This is a genomic window from Gordonia sp. (in: high G+C Gram-positive bacteria) (assembly GCF_047600385.1).
In the GTDB taxonomy this organism is placed as follows: Bacteria; Actinomycetota; Actinomycetes; order Mycobacteriales; family Mycobacteriaceae; genus Gordonia.
The window spans coordinates 3,769,262-3,789,615 of the sequence record NZ_JASGKZ010000001.1; the positions used below are offsets into that span (position 1 = coordinate 3,769,262).

Consider the following 20,354-nt stretch of genomic DNA (forward strand, 5'->3'; position numbering starts at 1 on the left):
GACGACGAGTAAATGACACTGGATCAGTCTTCCCCCGCAATCCCGACGACCTCCGGCTCCCGTTCCCCGCTCACCGCGGCGCAGCGGGAGATCTGGATGGCCGACCGGGCCACCGATGACAGCACCGCCTACACGACGGCGCTGATCGCCCACATGCGCGGCCCGGTGGACGTCACCGCCCTCACCGTGGCGATGGATGCCACCATCGCCCGGTCGCAGGCGGCCCGCGTCCGCTTCGTGACCGCAGGCGGCGAGGTGTACCAGGAGGTGATCGACGACCTCCCACCGATCGGGGTCCTCGATTTCCGGGGGGAGACCGATCCGGAGGCCGCGGCGCGCGCCTGGATCGACGCCGCGCTGCTGGAACCGTACGACACCGCGGCGGGCCCGCTCATGCGAGCGAGCCTGCTGCGGGTCGGCGACGAGCACACGCTCGCCTATCTCTCCGCGCACCACATCGTGCTCGACGGCACCGCCGTCGGGATGATGATGTCGGCCGGTCTCACCCGCTACGGCAGGCGGCACCGGATCCCCGCCGACACCGCCGACGTCCCGCAGACCGATGCCGCGTGGTCGCTGGAGACCCTGATCGGCTTCGACGACGAGTACCGCAATTCGCCGCGGTTCGACGACGACCGGCGTTTCTGGCTGGAGCAGGTCGCCGATGCGCCGATGCCGCCCCGGCTGCTCGGCGCGATCGAGCCGGTGGCCCGGCGCGCCGAGATCCTCGCGGTGCCGCTGACCGAGGCCGAGAACGCGCGGCTGTACGGTCAGGCCCGCGCCCTCGGCGTCCGCACGGCGGGGCTGCTGCTCGCGAGCCTCGCCGGTTTCCTCCACCGCCGCACCGGCCAGCACGACCTGCTGCTGGCCACCCCGATGTCCGGCCGGATCGATCCCGATCTGCGCGCGCACATCGGCACCCTGGCCACCGTGCTCCCCCTGCGCGTCCGGCTCCGGGTCGGCGCCACCTGGCGCCAGGTGGCCGGCGACGTCGACGCCGCGCTGAGCGCGGTGAATCCGCACAGCCGTTTCCGCGGCGAGGATCTGCGCCGCGCTCTCCGAGAGGTCACCTCCGGGACTCCGCGCCCGCTGTTCGGCGTCGGCGCCAACATCCTCCCGATGACCACCCGCGCGTTCTCCGCGGTGGGCCTCGAATGCGCACCTGGAGATCCTCTCCTCCGGCCCCACCGGCGACATCGACGTCTTCTTCGAGGTGGACGCCGCGACCCGGTCGGTGGCCGTCTACTTCCACGGCCCCGGCTCCCAGCGCGCCGAGATGTCCGCCATCGCCGACGAGTTCGCCGCCTACCTGCGCGAGCTCCTGGCGGCCCCGGACACCGTCGTCGGACCGCCGCTGGAGACCGCTCTCCCCCGGCCCGCCCATCTCACCGAGGCCGAGACCTCCTCGTCGACCCCTGAGCTCTCTTCGTCGTTCCCTGAGCCCGTCGAAGGGACCCCCCTCCCCGGCACCCTCCCCGGCACCGAGGAGTGGATCGCCGCGCACGACGACGCCCTCGACGAGGTCGACGACGACACCGCTCTCACCGCCGCGGCGACCGTCTTCGCCGTCCCCACCCCGCCGCGCGCCGAACAGGCGCAGGTGCGGGCGGTGGTCGACGCCGTCGTCGCCGCGCATCCCGAACTCGCCCTGACCGTCGAACGGCTGGCGCCCGGACTCTGGGAGTACGTGCCGTCGGCCGCCCCCGACGGCGCCGCGCCGACCGTCCTGGAACGCACCCGGAAGTCCCCGGAACCGCAGCGGCTGCTCGACGAGCAGTGGACCGACCGCCGCCCGGGCGGCATCGCGACGGCCTGGATCCCGGGTCTGGGCAACGACGCCGGCATGCTGGTGATCTCCGCGCATCCGCTGCTCGTCGACGCCGCCGGCCGCCGGCTGCTGGCCCGCGATCTCGCCGCCGCGTGGGAGGCCGTCGCCACCGGCGCCCCGCTGGAGCTGTCGACCGCCGACGATCCCGAAGAACTGCTGAACCGCTGCGGCGAGCGCGCACTGGACGCCGACGTCGTCGAACGGCTGGACGCCTGGCGGGCGCTCGCCGCGCGAGCGGTCCCCCCCGCCCCCGCCGCCGATCCGCGGACCGGCACCGCCCCCGGCCTCGATCCGGACGCCTTCCGGGCCGTGGGCCTCGACGCCGTCGGGACCGGGCTGGCCGTGGCCGGGCTCGCGCTGGGTCTGGCCCGCGCCGAGCGCACGGCCGCCGACTCGGCAGCCACCGACTCCTCCGCGCTCGTCGTCGACCTCGTGCGAGACGGCCGCGACGATCTCGCCTGCGGCGGCGCGGACAGCACCCTGCCGCTGGGCACCGCCGTCCCGACCGAGCTCTGGACCGGCACCGATCCCGTACAGGCCCTGGCCCGGACCCGGGAGGTCCTCGCGCCGCCGGCCGCCGGTTTCGGCCTGCTCGAATACCTGCATCCGCAGGCCGGACCGGTCCTGACCGCACTGCCGCCGGCGTTCACCGTCCGCGTCGACGATGCGCGCGGACTCACGCTGCTCACCGAGGGCGAGACCGCCGCGGAGCTGGCCGTCGCCCTGCACGACGACGGCCTGACCGCCACCGTCACCGCCGAGGACGTCGCCGGTGTCGACGCCGAGGCGTTCCTCGCCGCGCTCCCGCGGGCGGCCGCCCTGCTCGCCTCGGCCGCCGCCGACCCGGCGAACCGGCCCGGTCCCGGTCTCGACGACCTGGTGGCCGTCGACCTCGCCGAAGCCGATCTGCGCACCCTGCAGACCCGGATCGCCCGGCCGCTGACCGCGGTGTGGGGGCTCTCCCCGCTGCAGGAGGGCCTCTACTTCCAGTCCGCGGTCTCCGGCGATCTGGACGTCTACAACGCGCAGTTCGTCCTGAGTTTCGACCGGGCGCTGGACCCCGGCCGGCTGCGCCGGGCCCTCGCCGCGCTGATGGCCGAGCACCCGCCGCTGCGCTCCGGTTTCGCCCACGACGGCCTGCCCGCGCCCGTGCAGTTCATCGTCGACGGTCTGACTCCGCCGCTCGAAGTGGTGGACCTGCGTGTGCTCACCGGCGAGGCGCTCGCCGAGGCCGAGGCGCAGATCGTCGAGGCCGACAAGGTCCGGCGTTTCGAGCTCGACACTCCCCCGCTCTGGCGCGCCACCCTGCTGCGTCGCGCCGACGGCGACCGCCTGGTGGTCTCGCGCCGGTTCCTGGTGTGGGACGGCTGGTCCAACGGCGTGTTCATCGGCGGGCTGCTCGCCCACTACGCGGGCACCGCCCCGGACCGCGAGGCCGCGGCCGAGCCCGCGTTCGCCCGGTATCTCCGCTGGCTCGCCGCCCGCGATCGCGATGCCGCGCTCGCCGCGTGGTCCCGCTACCTCGACGGCTACGACGAGCCCGCGCTGCTGCGCCCGGGCGCCGATCCGGTGGTCCGCGGCGGTACCCGCGTGGTCAAGCGTTCGCTCACCGAAGCGCAGTCGCAGGGGCTCGGCGCCACCGCGCAGCGCGTCGGCGTCACGCTCAACACCGTGCTCTCGACGGCGCTGCTCCTGGTGACCGGCCGCTGGTCGGGCCGCACCGACGTGGTGATCGGGCAGACCGTCGCCGGCCGGCCCACCGAGGTCGACGGCGCCGACGCCGCGATCGGCATGTTCCTCAACACGGTGCCGGTGCGCGCCCGGCTGCGGCCGGATGCCCCGGTCGGCGAGTTCCTCCGCGCCCAGCAGTCCGACCGCCTCGATCTGCTCGGTCACGAGTGGCTGAGCCTGGGCGAGATCGCCGCGGCGGTCCGCACCCCGGCGCTCTTCGACGTCCTGCTGGTGCTGCAGAACTTCATCGACGACGGCCGGCTCGGCGCCGAGCACGGCGTGGTGGGGCACGACAGCGAGGATCACACGCACTTCGCGCTCACCGTGGTCGTGACGCCCGGCCGCGAGCTCGCGGTGACCGTCGAGACCCGCCGCGACCTGGTCGACGACGTGACGGCCGCCGGCCTGGTCGACGACCTGTTCGCCCTGCTCGAGGCGTTCTCCGGTACCGACGGCGAGCCGGCGACGCCGGACGCCGGACCGCTGGAAGACCTGCCGCTGGCCGCCCTCCCGATCACCGCGGCCGAACCGCCGCAGGCCGGCCGCGACCTGGACGTGCCCGAGCTGTCGGTGTCGGAGATGCTCGCCGTCACCGCGGCCGCCCACGCCGATGCCCCGGCGCTCGTGTTCGGCGACACCACGCTGACCTTCGGCGCACTCGATGCCGAGATCAACCGGCTGGCCCGTCTGCTGCTGGCCCAGGGCGCCGGACCGGAGACCGTGGTCGCCCTGGCGATCGAGCGGTCCATCGAGATGGTCGTGGCGCTGTTCGCGGTGCTGCGCACCGGTGCGGCCTATCTGCCGCTGGAGCTGGTCCATCCGGCCGAGCGGCTGCGCGGGCTGGTCGACGACGCCCGCCCGGTGGTCGCGCTCACCGCGGGCGCCGACGACGAGGCGCTGGCGCACATCTTCGCCGACGGGCCGTCCCCGGTCCGGCTGCGCGACCCGGAGGTCCGCGCCCGGCTCGACGCGCTGCCGGCCGGGCCGCTCGACGACGCCGAGCTCGGTCTCTTCGCGAGCGACCGGCCCGGCCGCCTCGACCACCCGGCGTACCTGATCTACACCTCCGGGTCGACGGGCAAGCCCAAGGGCGTGGTGACCGGCTACCGCGGCCTGACCAACATGTATCTCAACCACGAGGACGAGATCTTCCGGCCGTCGGTGGCGCTGTCGAAGTACGAGCGGCTGACCGTGGCGCACACGGTGTCGTTCGCGTTCGACATGTCATGGGAGGAGCTGCTCTGGCTCACCTACGGGCACACCGTCCACGTGTGCGACGAGAACCTGCGCCGCGACCCCGAGGCGCTGGTCGCGTACTGCGATCGGTGGCACGTCGACGTCGTGAACGTGACCCCGACGTACGCCGAGTACCTGATCGGGGCGGGCCTGCTGGACGACGAGGGCCATGCCCCGGCGCTGGTGCTGCTCGGCGGCGAGGCCGTCGGGACCGGGGTGTGGGACGCCCTGACCGAGGCGCCCGGCACCCTCGGCTACAACCTGTACGGGCCCACCGAGTACACCATCAACACCCTCGGCGGCGGCACCGTCGACTCGCCCACCCCGACGGTCGGGCGGCCGATCAGCAACACCGTGGTCCACCTGCTGGACCCGTGGCTGCGGCCGGTGCCCCCGGGCGTGGCCGGCGAGCTGTACGTGGAAGGCGACGGCCTGGCCCGCGGATACCACGACCGCCCCGAGCTCACCGCGCTCAGCTTCGTCGCGCATCCGTCCGATCCGGGACGGCGGCTCTACCGCACCGGCGACCTGATGCGGCGCCGCGCCGACGGCCTGCTCGACTACCTGGGCCGCACCGACTACCAGGTCAAGGTGCGCGGCTACCGCGTGGAGCCGTCGGAGATCGAGGCGGCGCTCACCGCGATCGACGGCATCGCGCTGGCCGTGGTCGCCCCGCGCACGAGCGACACGACGGCGCACGGCGGGCAGCGCGGCACCACCACGCTCGCGGCGTACCTCGTCGCCGATCCGGAGGCGCCCGCACCGTCGAACGAGCAGGTGCGACGCACCCTGTCCGAGGCGCTGCCGGCGTACATGGTCCCGTCGTCGTTCACCTGGATCGACGAGATCCCGGTGAACGTCAACGGCAAACGCGACCTCAAGGCCCTGCCCGAGCCCGCCGCCGAGACCGCCGACGGCGGCCGCGCCGGCTCCCTGCTGGAGCGGGTGCTGGCCGAGCTCGCCGCGGAGACCTTCGGGCTGGAGACCGTCGACGTCGACGCGAACCTGTTCGACCTCGGCGCGCACTCGCTGCAGCTGATGACCTTCGCCGATGCGGTGCGCTCGCGGCTGGACGTCGACCTCGCGGTCTCGCAGGTGTTCGCCGACCCGAGCATCGCGGCGATCGCGGCCGTGCTCGACGGCGATCCGGCCGCCGCGGACCGGCTCAAGACCCCGGTGATCGAGTTCCGCGTCGCCGGTCCGGCGCCGACCGTCGTCGTGCTGCCGCCCGGCACCGGCCTGGGCTGGCCCTTCGGCCAGCTGCTGCCGTACATCCCGGTCGAGCGCGGCGTCTACGCGGTGCAGGCCCCGCAGATCAGCGGGAGTCCCGTGCCCGAGGAGCTGCCCGACGTGGTCCGGTACTTCGCCGACCGGGTCGACGACGCCGTGCCCGGCCCGCTCGTGCTGTTCGGCTGGTCGTACGGCGGTTCGCTCGCCCCGGCGGTGGCCGCCGAGCTCACCGCCCGCGGCCGCACCGTCGAGTCGCTGGTGCTGCTGGACGCCTTCGCCGAGTCGCCCGCGGAGTACTACGCCTACCTCGACACGCTCTCCCCGAATGCGTCGGCCCTCGGCGCGCTGGGCATCCCGGTGCCGCCGGAGCGGTCCGGCGACCTGCGCCGGGACGAGGCGATCGACCTGGTCCTGGGCGGCGAGAGCTTCTTCGCCGGACTCGACCCGGCCGTGGTCGACGCGGTGATCACCTCCAGCGGCTGGTCGCTGCAGGTGATGCGGCGACATGCGCACGCCACAGACGCCGCTCGACCCGCCCGTGCTGTACGTCGAGGCCGATCCGGCCGCCTCCCTGGCGACCTGGGGTTCGGCGTTCACCCCCGCGGAGTACCTCGCCGTCGACCAGACCCACGGCGAACTGCTCGGCCCGGATGCCGTGGCCGCCTGGGGACCGGCGCTGACCGCGTTCCTGGCGGGTCCGGGGACGAACGACGACTCGGAAGGAGACGCCTCGTGAACCTCGACTCCTCGACGCCGATCGAGCTGACGATGAGCCAGGCCGCCCTGTGGTTCGGCCAGACGCTCGATCCGGAGAACCCGACGTTCAACGTCTGCGATGCGGTCGAGCTGACGGGCGGAGTCGACGTCGACCTCCTCGTCCGGGCCGCCCACCTGGCGGCGACCGAATCCGATGCCCTCACCACCCGTCTCGTCGAGACCGACGGCGGGGTCCGGCAGATTCCGGGCGCGTTCGATCTCGCGCCGCCGGAGGTCGTCGATCTGGCACCGGGCGAGGCGTGGCGGCGACTCGCCGACCACGTCCGCGGCTGGACCGGGCACGCGCACGACCTGCGCGTCGAACCCGGTGTGCACCAGTGGATCCTGCGGCACGGCGACACCGTCTTCTGGGTGCTCGCCGCGCATCACGCGCTGATCGACGCCTACGGGCTCTCCCTCGTGTTCACCCGCGGCGCCGAGATCTACCGGCGGCTCTGCGCGGGCGAACCCGACGTCGGTCGGCCGCTGGGCTCGATCCGCGACGTCGTCGACCAGGATCTGGCGTACCTCGGATCGCCGAAGGCCCGCGCCGATGCGGAGTTCTGGACTGAGCAGGTCGCCGCGGCCGACACCACCGAGGCCGCCGGGCAGGCCCGCTCGGTGCGCAGCGTCCGGCGGAGCATCGCCCCCGTCACGAACCCCGCGGATCCCACCGGCCCCAGCAACTGGGCCGCGGTGGTGACCGCCGCCGTCGCCGCCTTCCTCGCCCGGCGCACCGGTCGGCAGAGCCAGACGATGGGTTTCCTCCTGATGAACCGTCTCGGCCTCGCCGCGGCGCGGGTCCCGACCTCGGCGGTCAACCTCACCCCGCTGACCGTCCGCACCGCACCGGGCGACCGGGTCCGGGACGTCATCGGGAACACCCAGGACACGATGCGGGCGCTCTCCGCGCATCAGCGCTACCGCGGTGGAGCGGTTCCCGGCGCCGAGCCGACGCTCACCTCGGGGTTCACCAGGCACGTGGGCACCGTGGTGAACGTCAAACCGTTCGCCACCACGCTCGACTTCGCCGGTCTGCCCGCCGTCGTCCACTCCGTCGACCGGGGGCCGGTGCAGGACTTCTCGGTGACCGTCGCGATGGGGGGAGACGGCCGGCCCGAGCTGATCCTCGACGCCGACGCGCACGAGTACGGCGCCGAGGCGCTCGACGAACTGCTCGACGAGCTGTCGACGTTCATCGAAGAGTTCACCGCCGCCGACGCCGACCGCGCTCTCGCCTCCTTCGATCTGCTGACCGAGGCGCAGCGGGCGGCCGTCGTCGCTCTCGGCGACGGCGGAGCCAATCCGGAGGGCGAGACGAGCGTCCTGGAACTGTTCGACACCACGGTGTCCGCGCACCCCGAGACCACCGCGATCGTCGGACACGACGACACCCTGACGTTCGGCGACCTCGCCGCGCGCGCCGACCGGATCGGCGCGGTCCTCCGCGCGCAGGGGGTCGGGCCGGAGGAGCTGGTCGCCGTCGTCGCCGAGACCTCGGCGCTCGCGCTGTCCGGGATCCTGGGGATCTGGCGGGCCGGCGGCGCATACGTCCCGATCGACCCGAAGTACCCGGCCGACCGGATCGCGCACCAGCTCTCCGACAGCGCCCCGCGGGTCGTGCTCGTCACCCCGGAGAGCCGCGGCGTCGTCGAGGGGCTGCTGCCCGAGGACGCCGTGGTCCTCGATCTCACGGACCTCCCCGACCCGGCTCCCGTCCCCCGCGGAGCCGAGGGGCCGGTGCGCCACCCCCGCCCCGATGCGACCGCGTACGTGATCTACACCTCCGGGTCCACCGGGCTGCCCAAGGGCGTGATGATCAGCCATCGAGCGATCGCCACCCTCCTGGGATCGCACCGGTACTTCACGATGAAGCGTCCCGGTCAACGGCTGCTCAGCACCCACACCCTGTCGTTCGACTCCTCGGTGTCGAACATCGCGTGGTTGTGCGCCGGGCACGAGATCCATCTGATCGATCGCGCCGACGTGACCGACGCCGCCCTGGTCGTCGACTACGTGCGTCGACGGCGCATCGACTACGTCGACGCCGTGCCCGTCCTGATCGACGCGTACGTGCGGGCCGGACTCACCGAGGTCGCACCGGACCGGCACGTGCCCGAGTACCTCTCGACCGGCGGCGAGGCCTTCCCGCCGGCGCTGTGGTCCGAGCTCACCGACCGGACCGACGTGACCGTGTTCAACCTCTACGGCCCCACCGAGGCGACCGTCGAGATCACCTTCACCGAGGTCTCCGACACCCCGCTCCCCTCCATCGGCGTGCCCTCCCGCGGTTCGGTCCTCCACGTCCTGGACCGGCACCTGCGGCCGGTCGCCGAGGGCCGGGTCGGCGAGCTGTATCTCACCACGCCGCAGCTCGCGCGCGGTTACCTCGGCCGCGGCGACCTCACGTCGCAGCGGTTCGTCGCGAACCCGTTCGGCGACGGCGGACGGATGTACCGGACCGGTGACCTGGTCCGCTGGAACGCACACGGCCGGCTCGACTACCTCGGGCGGTCCGACGACCAGGTCCAGATCGCCGGTTACCGCGTCGAGTTCGGCGAGGTCGAGGCCCTCCTGGCGCGGGCGGCGCGGGCCGCCGGACTGGCCGTGGATCAGATCGTGGCCGACGTGCGCTCCTCCCGGACCGGCGCGCGTCGGCTGGTCGCCTACCTGTCGGGCACCGAGGGCGACGACTTCTCGGCGCTGCGGGCGGCGACGGTCGAGATCGCTCCCGCGCACCTGGTCCCCGGAGTGTTCGTCCCGGTCGCCGACATCCCGCTCTCGCCCAGCGGCAAGACGGACCGCGCCGCGCTCCCCGATCCCTGGGCGCAGCGGACGGCGCCGGTCGTCACCGCCGAGGACTCTCCCGAGGCCGTGCTGTGCGGCATCGTCGCCGACCTCCTCGACCTCGACGAGGTGTCCGCCGACGACGACTTCTTCTCCCTCGGCGGCGACAGCATCATCGCCATCCAGGTGACCTCGCGCGCCCGCGCCGCCGGCCTCTCGCTGACTCCGCGGCAGGTCTTCGAACTCCGGACGCCGCGCGCCCTCGCCGAGCAGGCCGTCCACGGCGCCCGGCCCCCCGCGACGACGACCGATCCCGCCCGGGCCTACGGGGACATGCCGTTGACTCCGCTGATGAAACGGGTGCTGCGCGGCGGCCGCCTCGGCGGATTCGCTCAGGCCCGGGTGCTTCGGGTACCGGTCGGCGCCGATCTCGCCCTGCTCGACGAGGCCCTGTCCGCGGTGGTCGACGCGCACCCGATGCTCGGCGCCGTCCTCACCTCCGACGGGATGACCGTCGCCCCGCCGACGGAGGCGGGGGCCGCGGTCGAGATCGCCGAACACGTGCTGCCGTCCGGTCTCGACGCCGACCGCGCCGACGACCGGATCACCGAGCTCGCGGCCGAGGCCGCCCGCGGACTCGATCCCGAGGTCGGGCCGCCGGTGCGGGCGCTGCTCGTCCGCGGGCTCCCCGCAGGCGACTGCGATGCGCTGGTCCTCGTCGTGCATCACCTGGTGATGGACGGCGTCTCGTGGCGGATCCTGATCGAGGATCTGCGCACCGCGTACGACCGGGTCGCCGCGGCGCGCGCCGCCCAGATCGAGGCCGAGGGGACGTCGTTCCGGGAGTGGGCCGGCGCGCTCGTCGACCGCGCCGTCGACGACGACGTCCTGGCCGGACGCCCCTACTGGGAGCACCCCACCGGTGGCCCCGACGAGATCCGGGTCGGCACGCGTCCCCTGGACGCGGAGACCGACACCGCGGCCCGGGTCGAGCGCATCGAGGTCGACGTCCCCGCCGACGCGGTGCTGTCCCGGCTGCCGAATCTCTACCGCACGGGTCCGACCGAAGTGCTGCTGGCGACGCTCGCGGTGGCGATCGGCGCGGTGTCCGCCGAAGGCGACCGCCGTCGGCTGTTCGTCGACCTGGAGGGCCACGGACGCGACGAGACCCTCGTCGAGGGCGCCGATCTCTCCCGGACGCTCGGCTGGTTCACCGCGTTCTGGCCGGTGCCCATCGATCTCCCCCCGACGGTCGCCGAGGCGTCGGCCGAGACCGTGGACGCCACGATCAAGCAGGTGAAGGAACTCCTCGCCCGCCCGCAGTTCTCCGGCCTCGAGTACGGTCTGCTGACGGAGCTGCATCCGGATGCGCGACCGCAGGCCCCCTCCCCGGTGCTGTTCAACTATCTCGGTCGACTGACCACGGGCGAAGGCGATTCGCTCTTCTCCTCGCTGTGGCCGGGACGTCCGCTGCTGGTGCTGCGTGACGACGACATGCCCGCGTCGCATCCGCTGGAGTTCAACGCCGTCACCGTGCCGTCGGCGTCGGGCGACGTCCTGCGCACCGAGGTCGCCTGGGTGCGGACGCTGGTCGACGACGGCCGGGTCCGCGCCGTCCTCGAGAAGTGGTCCGAGATACTCCACGCACTGAGCGACGAGACCGTGCTCGACTCACTCGGCGGTCTGACACCGTCCGACTCATTGGTCGACGATCTGACGCAGGACGAGATCGAGGAGTTCGCCGGCGAATTCGCCTGACCGATTCTCAGCACTAGATCACCACAACGAAAGAGACATCAGCACCATGCCCGCCCTGCTGTTCACCGCAGTATCCGTCGACGACATCACCCCCCACATGCGTCGAGTCACCTTCGCCGGGGAGCCGGTCGCGGCGTACATCGCCACCGGCCAGTTCCCGAACATCAAGATGCTGCTGCCGCGGGCGGACGGCACCTACGGCGTCCCGGAGCTCGACGATCCGAGCTGCGGCGCCGACACCCCGATCCGCACCATGCCGGAACTGCACGAACGCGTTCGCACCTACACCGTGCGCCGCTTCGACGCGGCGGAGTCCACGCTGAGCATCGACTTCGTGATGCACGGCGACGAGGGACTGGCCTCGGCGTGGGCGGCGCGCGCCCGGGTCGGCAGCACGCTCGGCATCGCCGGCGGCGGCGGGAAGTCGATCGGTCTCGCCGCCGACTACCTGATCGCCGGCGACGAGACCGCGCTCCCGGCCATCGGCAACATCCTGGAGAACCTGCCCGCCGACGCCCGCGGCACCGCGTACGTGGAGGTCTGCGACGACTCCGCGCGCCAGGAGCTCACCCGTCCGGCCGGGGTCGAGGTGAAGTGGCTCTCCCGCGAGGGCGCCGAGGCGGGCACCGGCACGCTGCTGGTGGACGCCGTCGCCGCACACCCGCTCGTCGACGGCGTGTTCGCCTGGGCCGCGGCCGAATCGGCGCAGGTGCTGGCGATCCGCAAGGGCCTGCGCAAGCGCGGTGTGGAGCGTCGTTCCATGCTGGTGATCGGCTACTGGCGCCGGGGCCTCACGGAGAACGGTTACGCGAAGAAGTCGAACCACGACCGCGACCTCAAGGAGTTCGACGACCACACGCACGAGCACGGCCACGACCACGGTCACGGGGTCGGCACCAAGGTCCTGGGCCTGGCCGCCCGCCTGCGCCGCCACTGACCCCAGGTCCTCGGCGTCGACACGGCCGGCTTCGTCGCCCGGCTCAGCCGGCGGCGATGAGCCGCCTCGCCCCGCGAGCAGCGCTCCTCACCGACGGTCGACGCCTTCACACGAGCAGCGCTCCCCGCCGACCGTCGCGTCTCCACGTGAGCTGCGCTCCTCACCGATCCCTGAGCCGGTGAGGAGCGCAGCGACGAACCGAGTCGAAGGGTCCCCACCCGAGCTCCGCGGCTTCGACACGGCCTCGCCTAGCGGTTCGCCCTGCTCAGCCGGCGGCTATCGGCGACACCCCATCGATCCTCCGTCATCCAGCGGCTACGGCATCTCCCGCCGATCCCTGAGCTGACAGCGAACGCAGTGAGTCGTCGCGTCGAAGGGTCGTCGGCGTCACTCCCCCGTCGCGGGTGTCGCACGCCCGGCGTCGTCGCCCTTCCGATACCCACGCCGCGACACAACCCCGGCAGCAGATCGAAGCGCCCGGCGATCAGCGCAGCCTTCTTCGCCCGCGACCACCCGTGCAGTTTCCGTTCGAGCCCCCAGGCCTCCTGCACCGACGCGCACTCGTGCGCGAACACGAGTTCCACCGGTTGCCGACGGCGCGTGTAGTCGCCGCCGAGGCCCGCGAGGTGCTGGCTCGTCCGATGGTCGAGGCTGCGGGTGCTCCCGCTCCCATCGGAGCATTGCAGGATGTAGACGAATCCCCCGTTCATCGCTTCAGTCTCGGTACTGCACGACGATCACTCAACGACGTCGTCCACAGGTTCGTACGCCCGAACCGAGTTGTCCACAGACGACGCCCCGGACATCCGGAGGGAAACCCCGCCTCACCCGAGATACTCGGCTTCGACACGGACTCGCCTAGCGGCTCGCCCGGCTCAGCCGGCGGCCATGAGCATCCCCCACCGAAGATTCGCGCTCCCCACCGACCGTCAGCGCCTCCACGCAGGATGCCGTGCTTCTCACCGATCCCTGAGCCGGTGAGGAACGCAGTGACGAGCCGAGTCGAAGGGGCTCCGGGCGTCTACCTCGCGAGCGTCTCGCGCAGTTTCTTCCGGCTCACCTTGCCGACACCGGTCTCCGGGAACTTCTCCAGGATCTCCAGCGCGTCGGGGAGCTTCCACTCGGCCAGCCCGGCCTTGCGCATGAAGCCTCGGATCTCGGGCAGCTTCGGCGGGTTCTCCGGGTCCACCGGGATCACATAGGCGCAGGTGCGTTCGCCGAGGTACTTGTCGGCGGCGGCCACCACGATCGCGTCGCGGATGCCCGGGTGCGCCAGCAGCTCCTCCTCCACCTGCTCGGCCGACACCTTCTCGCCGCCGCGGTTGATGCGGTCGGCCCCGCGGCCGCGCACGATCAGGTTGCCCGCCGCCGAGAGCTCCACGACGTCGCCGGTGCGGTACCACCCGTCGGGGGCGAACGACTCCGGGCTGCGGCCGCCCCAGTACGACCGGATCGTGTACGGCCCCTGCGTCTCGAGGAACCCGGGGCCGTCGGCCACGACGTTCCCGTCCTCGTCGACCAGGCGGAGTTCGTCGTCGTCGGACATCGGCCGGCCCTGGGTGCCGATCACCTCGTCGATCGGGTCGTCGAACCGGGTGTAGCAGACCAGGCCCTCGGCCATGCCGAACACCTGTTGGAGGCGGACGCCCAGGGCCGGACCGATGCGTTCGGCGAGCTCGTCGGGGCAGCGGGCGCCGCCGACCTGGACGGTCGCCAGGCTGGAGAGGTCGTGCGTCGGGGCGCCGTCCGCGGCGGCGCGTTCGGCGGTCTCGGTCCACAGTCGCGCGAGCGGCGGCACCATGCCGACCATGGTGACGCGTTCGCGTTCCACCAGGTCCCACGCCACCGACGGCAGCGGCTGTTCGGCCAGCACGACGCGCCCGCCGGCGTGGAACGCGCCGAGGATCCCGGGCGAGCTCATCGGGAAGTTGTGGCCGACGGGCAGCACCACCAGGTACACGGTGTCTGCGTCGACGCCGCAGACCTCGTTGCTGCGGCGCACGCTGTACAGGTAGTCGGCGTGGGTCCGCGGGATGAGCTTCGGGATGCCGGTGCTGCCGCCGGAGAGCTGCAGGAAACCCAGGTCCTCCGGATTCGACCGCTCGTGTTCGATCGGTTCGGCCCAGAGGTCTTCCAACGCATCGCAGTCGATCAGTTCGCGGACCGAGTCGACCTGGTCGGCGACGGTCTGCGCCAGCGCACGGTAGTCGAATCCCGGGCGCGCGGCCGGGGAGACGATCGCGACGGCCTCGGCGGCGCGGGCGATGCCGACCAGTTCGTTCTCGCGGTGGGCGGGCAGCCCGAACACCGGGAGCGCGCCGACGCGCCACAGCGCGAACAGCGTCTCGACGAAGGCGACGCAGTTCGGGATCTGGAGCAGGACGCGGTCGTCGCGCCCGATGCCCTTGGCGACCAGGCCCGCGGCGAGACGCCCGACACGATCGTCCAGTTCGGCGTAGGTCAGCGAACGTGCGGCGTCGACCACCGCCACTCGATCGGCGAACTTCTGATCAGCTGCTTTTCCGGTCAACAGGTCGTCGAACACCTGGTCCGTCCAGAGCCCGCGGGCCCGGTAGCGGTCGACGAGTTCGGTGGGCCAAGGTGACACGCGCATACGGTAAGGCTAGCCTAATGCTATGGCCATCCCGCATATCCCCCCTTATGAGATCCCCGCGGGCCCGTTCCCCGTCAACGTCGAATGGGAACTGAACCCGGACCGGGCCGCCCTGCTGATCCACGACATGCAGCGTTACTTCATCGACGCCTACGACCGCGATCAGGAGCCGATCGCCACGGCGCTGGACAACATGGTCCGGATCCGCGAGGCGTGCGAGAAGGTCGGCATCCCGGTGGTCTACACCGCCCAGCCCGGCGACCAGCACCCGTCGCGGCGCGGCATCCTCTCCGAGTTCTGGGGCCGCGGACTGTCCGCCGGCCGCGACGAGGAGATCGTCCCCGAACTCGCACCGCGCGACGGCGACATCTACGTCACCAAGTGGCGCTACTCCGCGTTCCAGCGCACCGATCTGCGTCAGCTCCTCGGTCACCACGGCCGCGATCAGCTCATCGTCATCGGCGTCTACGCCCACATGGGCTGCATGATCAGCGCCACCGAGGCCTTCATGAGCGACGTCGCACCGTTCTTCGTCGTCGACGCCATGGCCGATTTCACCCGTGACGAGCACCAGATGGCCGCCGAGTACATCGGCAAACGCGCCGGACGGGTCGTCACCGCCGCCCAGACCGTGGAGGCCGTGACCCCGAAGGCCGCCGTGGTCGACGACGTCGACGCGCTCTCGCCCGCGGGCTCGTGACCGTCCCGGGGATCACCGGCGCGGTGGTCGCGGTGACCGGCGCCGCGGGCGGTATCGGCGCCGCCACCTGTACCGCGTTGCGTGCGGCGGGTGCGGTCGTGCAGGCCTGGGATCTGGTCGCCGGCGACGGCATCGATGCGCTCGACGTCACCGACCGGGACGCCGTGGCCCGGGCCTGGGTCGCCGCCGAGCGGCGTCACGGTCCGATCGACGTGCTCGTCTCCGCCGCGGGTGTGATGAGCGACGACTGGGATCGCTGCCTCGCGGTGAACGCCACGGGCGTGCGCAACCTCCTCGACGCCGCCATTCCGGCGATGACGGGACGACGCCGCGGCTCCGTCGTGGTGGTCTCCAGCAACGCCGCCGCCACCCCGCGCGCCGCCATGCCGGCCTATGCGGCGTCCAAAGCCGCGGCGACGTCGTACGCGCGCAGCGTCGGCATCGATGCGGCCGCGGCCGGCGTCCGGGTGAACATCGTCTCCCCCGGGTCCACCGACACCCCCATGCTCGGCGGCATGCTGCACGACGACGCGGCCCGCGCCGCCGTCCTGACCGGCGATCCCGGACGTTTCCGGCTCGGGATCCCCCTCGGCCGGATCGCCGCCCCCGAGGACATCGCGGCGACCATCCTGTTCCTGGCCTCCGACGCCGCCAAGCACATGGTCCTGCACGACCTCCGGGTCGACGGCGGGGCGACCCTCGATCAGTGAGCCCGGGCCCGGGTGGCACGCACCACCGGGGTGAGCGCCGCGGCAGGCGCCTCGCCGGGTCGGGCATTGATCAGGAGACCTGAGACTCCTGTGACGGCAGGGACTTCCGACCTGCGTCCGGTGTTACCGAATGGTCGGAAAAGTGAGCAGGGCCACCGGGAATCGGTACTCACATTTTCGTAAGGCTACGCTAACATTTTCGTCAGACGGGTCGGGGAGCTGTCAGATCAGTCGTGTCGTGCGCACATTCACGCCGCACCAGATCCCCCCGGCCGCGAATCCTACGTGTTGAGGAGTGCAATCCATGGCGACGTCGTCGAACGGTGTCCGTGAGGGCAAGAAGACTTCGAACAGCCAGCGATGGTTCATCCGCGCGGCGGCGGTCGGCATCCTCGGCGGCGTGGTCCTCAACGTCGCCGTGCCGGAGGGCAACGCCGAACTCTTCACCCCGCAGGCCCTCGCGACGTTCGCGACCCCGGCCGCCGAGGTCGCCAAGAAGCGCACTCCCCCGAAGAAGGAGCCGGCGGAGACCTACCAGGAGCGGCAGGAGCGGATCGCCGACTCCAAGCGTTCCATGCTCAAGCCTCTCGCCGAGAACAAGGGCAAGGACACCACGTGCGTGAGCGGCGAGTTCACCACCCTCGACGTCGTGTACCGGTCCGTCCTCGAATCGCTGATGCCGAGCCTGCCCCCGCAGGTTCAGGCCGCGGCCAAGGCCAATCAGCGTGACGTCCTCGCGTGGATGAAGAACACCCACGTCTCGACGCTCGCCGTCTCCGACCACCCGAACTCCCTCGGCGCCGACCGCGACGACCCGCAGTACCGCACCGCGCTGTCCCAGATCGTCGTCAACAATCTGCTGAAGATCCGCGACGGCAAGCAGAACGACGCCATCCCGGTCGAGAACATCACGCTGAGCCAGGCCGTGGAGTCGGTGTGGCTGTACTTCTTCGTGGGCGTACTGGCTCCCATCCAGTTCGGACTCTCGATGCTGCCGGGCCTCGGCTCCCCGCCCCTGCTGAGCGATACTCCGCTCGCGGGATTCGTCACCTACAACACCCTGTTGACCCTCGGCTTCACCGGCGCCCAGATGGGTCTTCAGTTCCTCTACCAGGGTGTGAGCAACTCGATGATCAACCAGTGCGTCGCACGGGTGACCGATGAGCAGAAGGAGCGGGCGGGCAAGCCGTCCGATGTCGTCAAGTACGACATCCCGATCCACCCGCTGATCCAGGGTGCCGCCAATCAGCTCGCCCTCGCCGACAACGACACCTGTGCGCCCGTCGGCGACCAGCCGCTCAGCCGCATCGTCAAACGCACCGGCGAGTTCGCCAAGTCCACCGCGCCCAATGCCGCCTCCAAGCGCCGGATCGACGCGCAGGTGCAGAAGATCCTCCGGGACATGAAGGCGACCAAGGTCCCGCACAACATGATCCCCGCGGATCCGGCCGACTTCTCCCAGGCCGAGCAGCTCGGATCGTTCCTCGGTTCCATGATCCCCTACATCGGTGGTGCACCGCTCAACGTCATCATCGGCCTCGGACACAACTCCGGGGAGGGCAAGAACATGGGCGAGCTGGTCAGCGTCCACGACCTGACCGTCACCAAGTCGCTGACCGCCGCGTACTACTCGTACGCGCTCTCCCTGTGGCTGTTCTCCACGGTCGGAGGTCTACTCGTCAGCCCGATTCCGATCGCGGGTGATATCACCGTCGCACCTATCAGGATGATCGCCGCCGTCCTCGGTCTGCCGCTCACCTACGGTCTGGTGACCTACCATCACGTGATCCGTTCGATGTGCTTCATCGAGGACGACAAGACCGGCACCGGACTGGGCGCCGAGGCCAACAAGAAGGATCCGGAGGCGCACGCCCGGGCCGTCGCCGAGAAGAAGCGGGCCGAGGCCGCGCAGCGGTCGCGCTCCAACACCCCTCGCTCCAGTGCTCCGAGGTCCCGCACCCCGCAGACCCGGCAGCCGCGTTCGACAGCGGCCAAGCCCAGTACGACGACGACCCGCCAGGTCGGTACCCCCGGCACCGCAGGCGGCTTCCAACTCCCGGTGTTCCCGTAACCCGCATCGTCATACGCCCGACTCGAACGACCCCCGACCGATTCGGTCGGGGGTCGTTCGTCTCGGCGGCGCGGATCAACGCGGATCAATCGGCCATGTCCGCCTTCACCAGCAGTTCCTCGTCGATGTCGAGATCGTCGGCGACCACGTGCTTGCGGTCGTAGTAGACGTCCTCGTCGATCTCGTCGTCGGGTTTGGCGACGAGCATCGCGACGAAGGTGTCGCCGTTGACGTTCAGGAAGGTGCGGAAGATGCCGGCGAACCAGTCGACGGCGATCAGCAGACCGACCGCTTCGAAGGGAAGATCCAGCGAGGTCGCCAGGAACATCGCGACGACGGGGAACCCGCCGGGCACCGTGATGGTGCCCATGTTCAACAGGATCGCCAACGCCATGCCGAGCACGATCTCGCCGAAGCCCAGCTGGATGTCGCCGGCCTGCGCCAGGAACATCACGACGATCATGTAGTTGAGCACCGCGCCGTACGACCCCATGGTCAGACCGATCGACAGGGTGAAGTTCGCGACGCGTTGACTCACGCCGATCTTCTCGATCGCGGTGCGCAGCACGGTCGGGAACGTGACGGCCGAACTGGTGGTCGTGACCGCGATGGTCGTCTGGTCGGCGAGTTTGCCGGGCAGCAGCGCCGGATTCAGTCCGGTGCGCAGCGTCACGACGACCACGAACAGCGCCATGATGATCAGAACGCCCAGCAGTGTGGTGCCGAGATATTTCAGGGTGCTGGTGACCACGGAGAAGCCGACGTCCCCGGCCATCGACGCCAACAGGCAGAACACACCGATCGGTGCCACGTACATCACGAGCCGGATCATGGTGAGCACGATCTGCTGCACCTGATCGATGAACGAGAGCACCGAATCGTCGCCGGTCTTCGCGGTCTGGATGCGCAACGCGATGCCGAACAGCAGGGAGAAGACGATGATCGGCACCATCGTCGCCGTCGACATCGCTTCGAAGATGTTCTTCGACACGAATTCCACGATGGTGTCCTGCCAACCGGAGACCTCGGTCGCGGACTCCTTCAGCGACGAATCCAGTTCACCGCGGAAGACCATTCCGGCACCGGGCTTGATCAACGACGCCAGCGCCCAGGCGAGCACCGCAGCCACCAGCGAGAACCCGATCATCCATTGGAAGGTGCGGAGAGCGATCTTGCCGGTGCCGGCCCCCGACATGGATCCCGTCGCCACGATCACCGACGTCATCACGAGCGGCACGATCACCGACGTCATCACGAGCGGCACGATCGCCATCTGAATGAGCCGGATGAAGATGTCGCCGATGAACTGGAGGTTCTGCGCCCACTCCCCGACCGCCAGGCCGAAGGCCAGACCCGCGACCGCGGCGAAACCTATCTGCCGACTGAGCTGGACAAGGGGAACGCAGTGGTGGCGCTCTCCCACCGGCTGAGCCGAACGAAGGGATGTAGTGGCGGTGTCCCCCGCCCCGCTGGCTGAGCCGAGTGGCGGAACGCAGTGAACGACACTCGCGTCGAAGCCCACCCAGTCTCGGGAAGGTGTGGTTTCGACTCGGGGTCGTTCACTCCGTTCACGACCCCGGCTCAACCAACGAAGAAGGCCCGGATCAACCCGCGGAAGGACTCAACCACCGAAGGGACTCAACCAACGAAGAAAAAGAGAAGAGAGGGGCTCGGTCAGGAGAAGAGAAGAAAGAGGCCCGAACAGCGAGAAGACCCGACCAGTAAGAAAAACCCCCGGGGATGCGGAAAGACCCCCGAGACACGAGGTCTCGAGGGTCTCCCCATAATGTTGTGTTCGGCGGTGTCCTACTCTCCCACACTGACTAAAGTGCAGTACCATCGGCGCTGGAGGGCTTAGCTTCCGGGTTCGGAATGGGGGCCGGGCGTTTCCCCTCCGCTAAAACCACCGAAACAATACGAAACAACACCACACCCAACCACCCCAGAAGGGGGGTCGAATGCTCGTGTGTTGTTTCAGAAGCACATAGTGGATGCG

At 71.0% G+C, this 20,354-nt stretch carries 8 protein-coding genes, 1 rRNA gene and 1 pseudogene; 6 read left to right on the plus strand and 4 right to left on the minus strand.

Going from position 1 to position 20,354, the window contains the following annotated elements:
- Positions 1-12: 12 nt before the first annotated feature.
- The 3 genes and pseudogenes from QM809_RS16995 to QM809_RS17005 all read left to right on the plus strand — a co-directional run.
- Positions 13-1,089, plus strand: a pseudogene (locus tag QM809_RS16995) (condensation domain-containing protein); the annotation flags it as partial.
- A gap of 124 nt (positions 1,090-1,213) precedes the next feature.
- The gene (locus QM809_RS17000; RefSeq protein WP_415046867.1) at positions 1,214-11,326 is read left to right on the plus strand and encodes an amino acid adenylation domain-containing protein; all 10,113 of its coding nucleotides are present in this window, start codon (positions 1,214-1,216) and stop codon (positions 11,324-11,326) included.
- A gap of 46 nt (positions 11,327-11,372) precedes the next feature.
- Entirely contained in the window at positions 11,373-12,263 is an 891-nt protein-coding gene (locus QM809_RS17005; protein WP_415046868.1) for a siderophore-interacting protein, read from the plus strand.
- A 248-nt stretch (positions 12,264-12,511) separates the two neighbouring features.
- Here QM809_RS17005 and QM809_RS17010 read toward each other — a convergent pair whose 3' ends face one another.
- Positions 12,512-12,973: a GIY-YIG nuclease family protein gene (locus tag QM809_RS17010; protein ID WP_415046869.1), complete on the minus strand. Its 462-nt coding sequence runs from the start codon at positions 12,971-12,973 to the stop codon at positions 12,512-12,514.
- Between the two features lie 311 nt (positions 12,974-13,284).
- Positions 13,285-14,877 (minus strand): (2,3-dihydroxybenzoyl)adenylate synthase, encoded by a 1,593-nt coding sequence (locus QM809_RS17015; protein ID WP_415046870.1) that lies wholly within the window; start codon positions 14,875-14,877, stop codon positions 13,285-13,287.
- 22 nt (positions 14,878-14,899) lie between these two features.
- Here QM809_RS17015 and QM809_RS17020 point away from each other — a divergent pair, with 22 nt between their 5' ends.
- The 3 genes from QM809_RS17020 (at position 14,900) to QM809_RS17030 (ending at position 18,358) form a co-directional block, all read left to right on the plus strand.
- The gene (locus QM809_RS17020) at positions 14,900-15,577 is read left to right on the plus strand and encodes an isochorismatase family protein (RefSeq protein ID WP_415046871.1); all 678 of its coding nucleotides are present in this window, start codon (positions 14,900-14,902) and stop codon (positions 15,575-15,577) included.
- Positions 15,574-16,287: an SDR family NAD(P)-dependent oxidoreductase gene (locus QM809_RS17025; protein WP_415046872.1), complete on the plus strand. Its 714-nt coding sequence runs from the start codon at positions 15,574-15,576 to the stop codon at positions 16,285-16,287. Before QM809_RS17020 ends, QM809_RS17025 begins: the two co-directional genes overlap by 4 nt.
- A gap of 304 nt (positions 16,288-16,591) precedes the next feature.
- Positions 16,592-18,358: a hypothetical protein gene (locus QM809_RS17030; protein ID WP_415046873.1), complete on the plus strand. Its 1,767-nt coding sequence runs from the start codon at positions 16,592-16,594 to the stop codon at positions 18,356-18,358.
- A gap of 85 nt (positions 18,359-18,443) precedes the next feature.
- On the opposite strand, the gene QM809_RS17035 is transcribed toward QM809_RS17030, so the two are convergent.
- A complete protein-coding gene (locus QM809_RS17035; RefSeq protein ID WP_415046874.1) occupies positions 18,444-19,781 on the minus strand; it encodes a dicarboxylate/amino acid:cation symporter in 1,338 nt (445 codons plus the stop codon).
- 370 nt (positions 19,782-20,151) lie between these two features.
- Positions 20,152-20,269: ribosomal RNA gene (gene rrf, locus QM809_RS17040) — 5S ribosomal RNA — on the minus strand.
- Between the last annotated feature and the right edge of the window lie 85 nt (positions 20,270-20,354).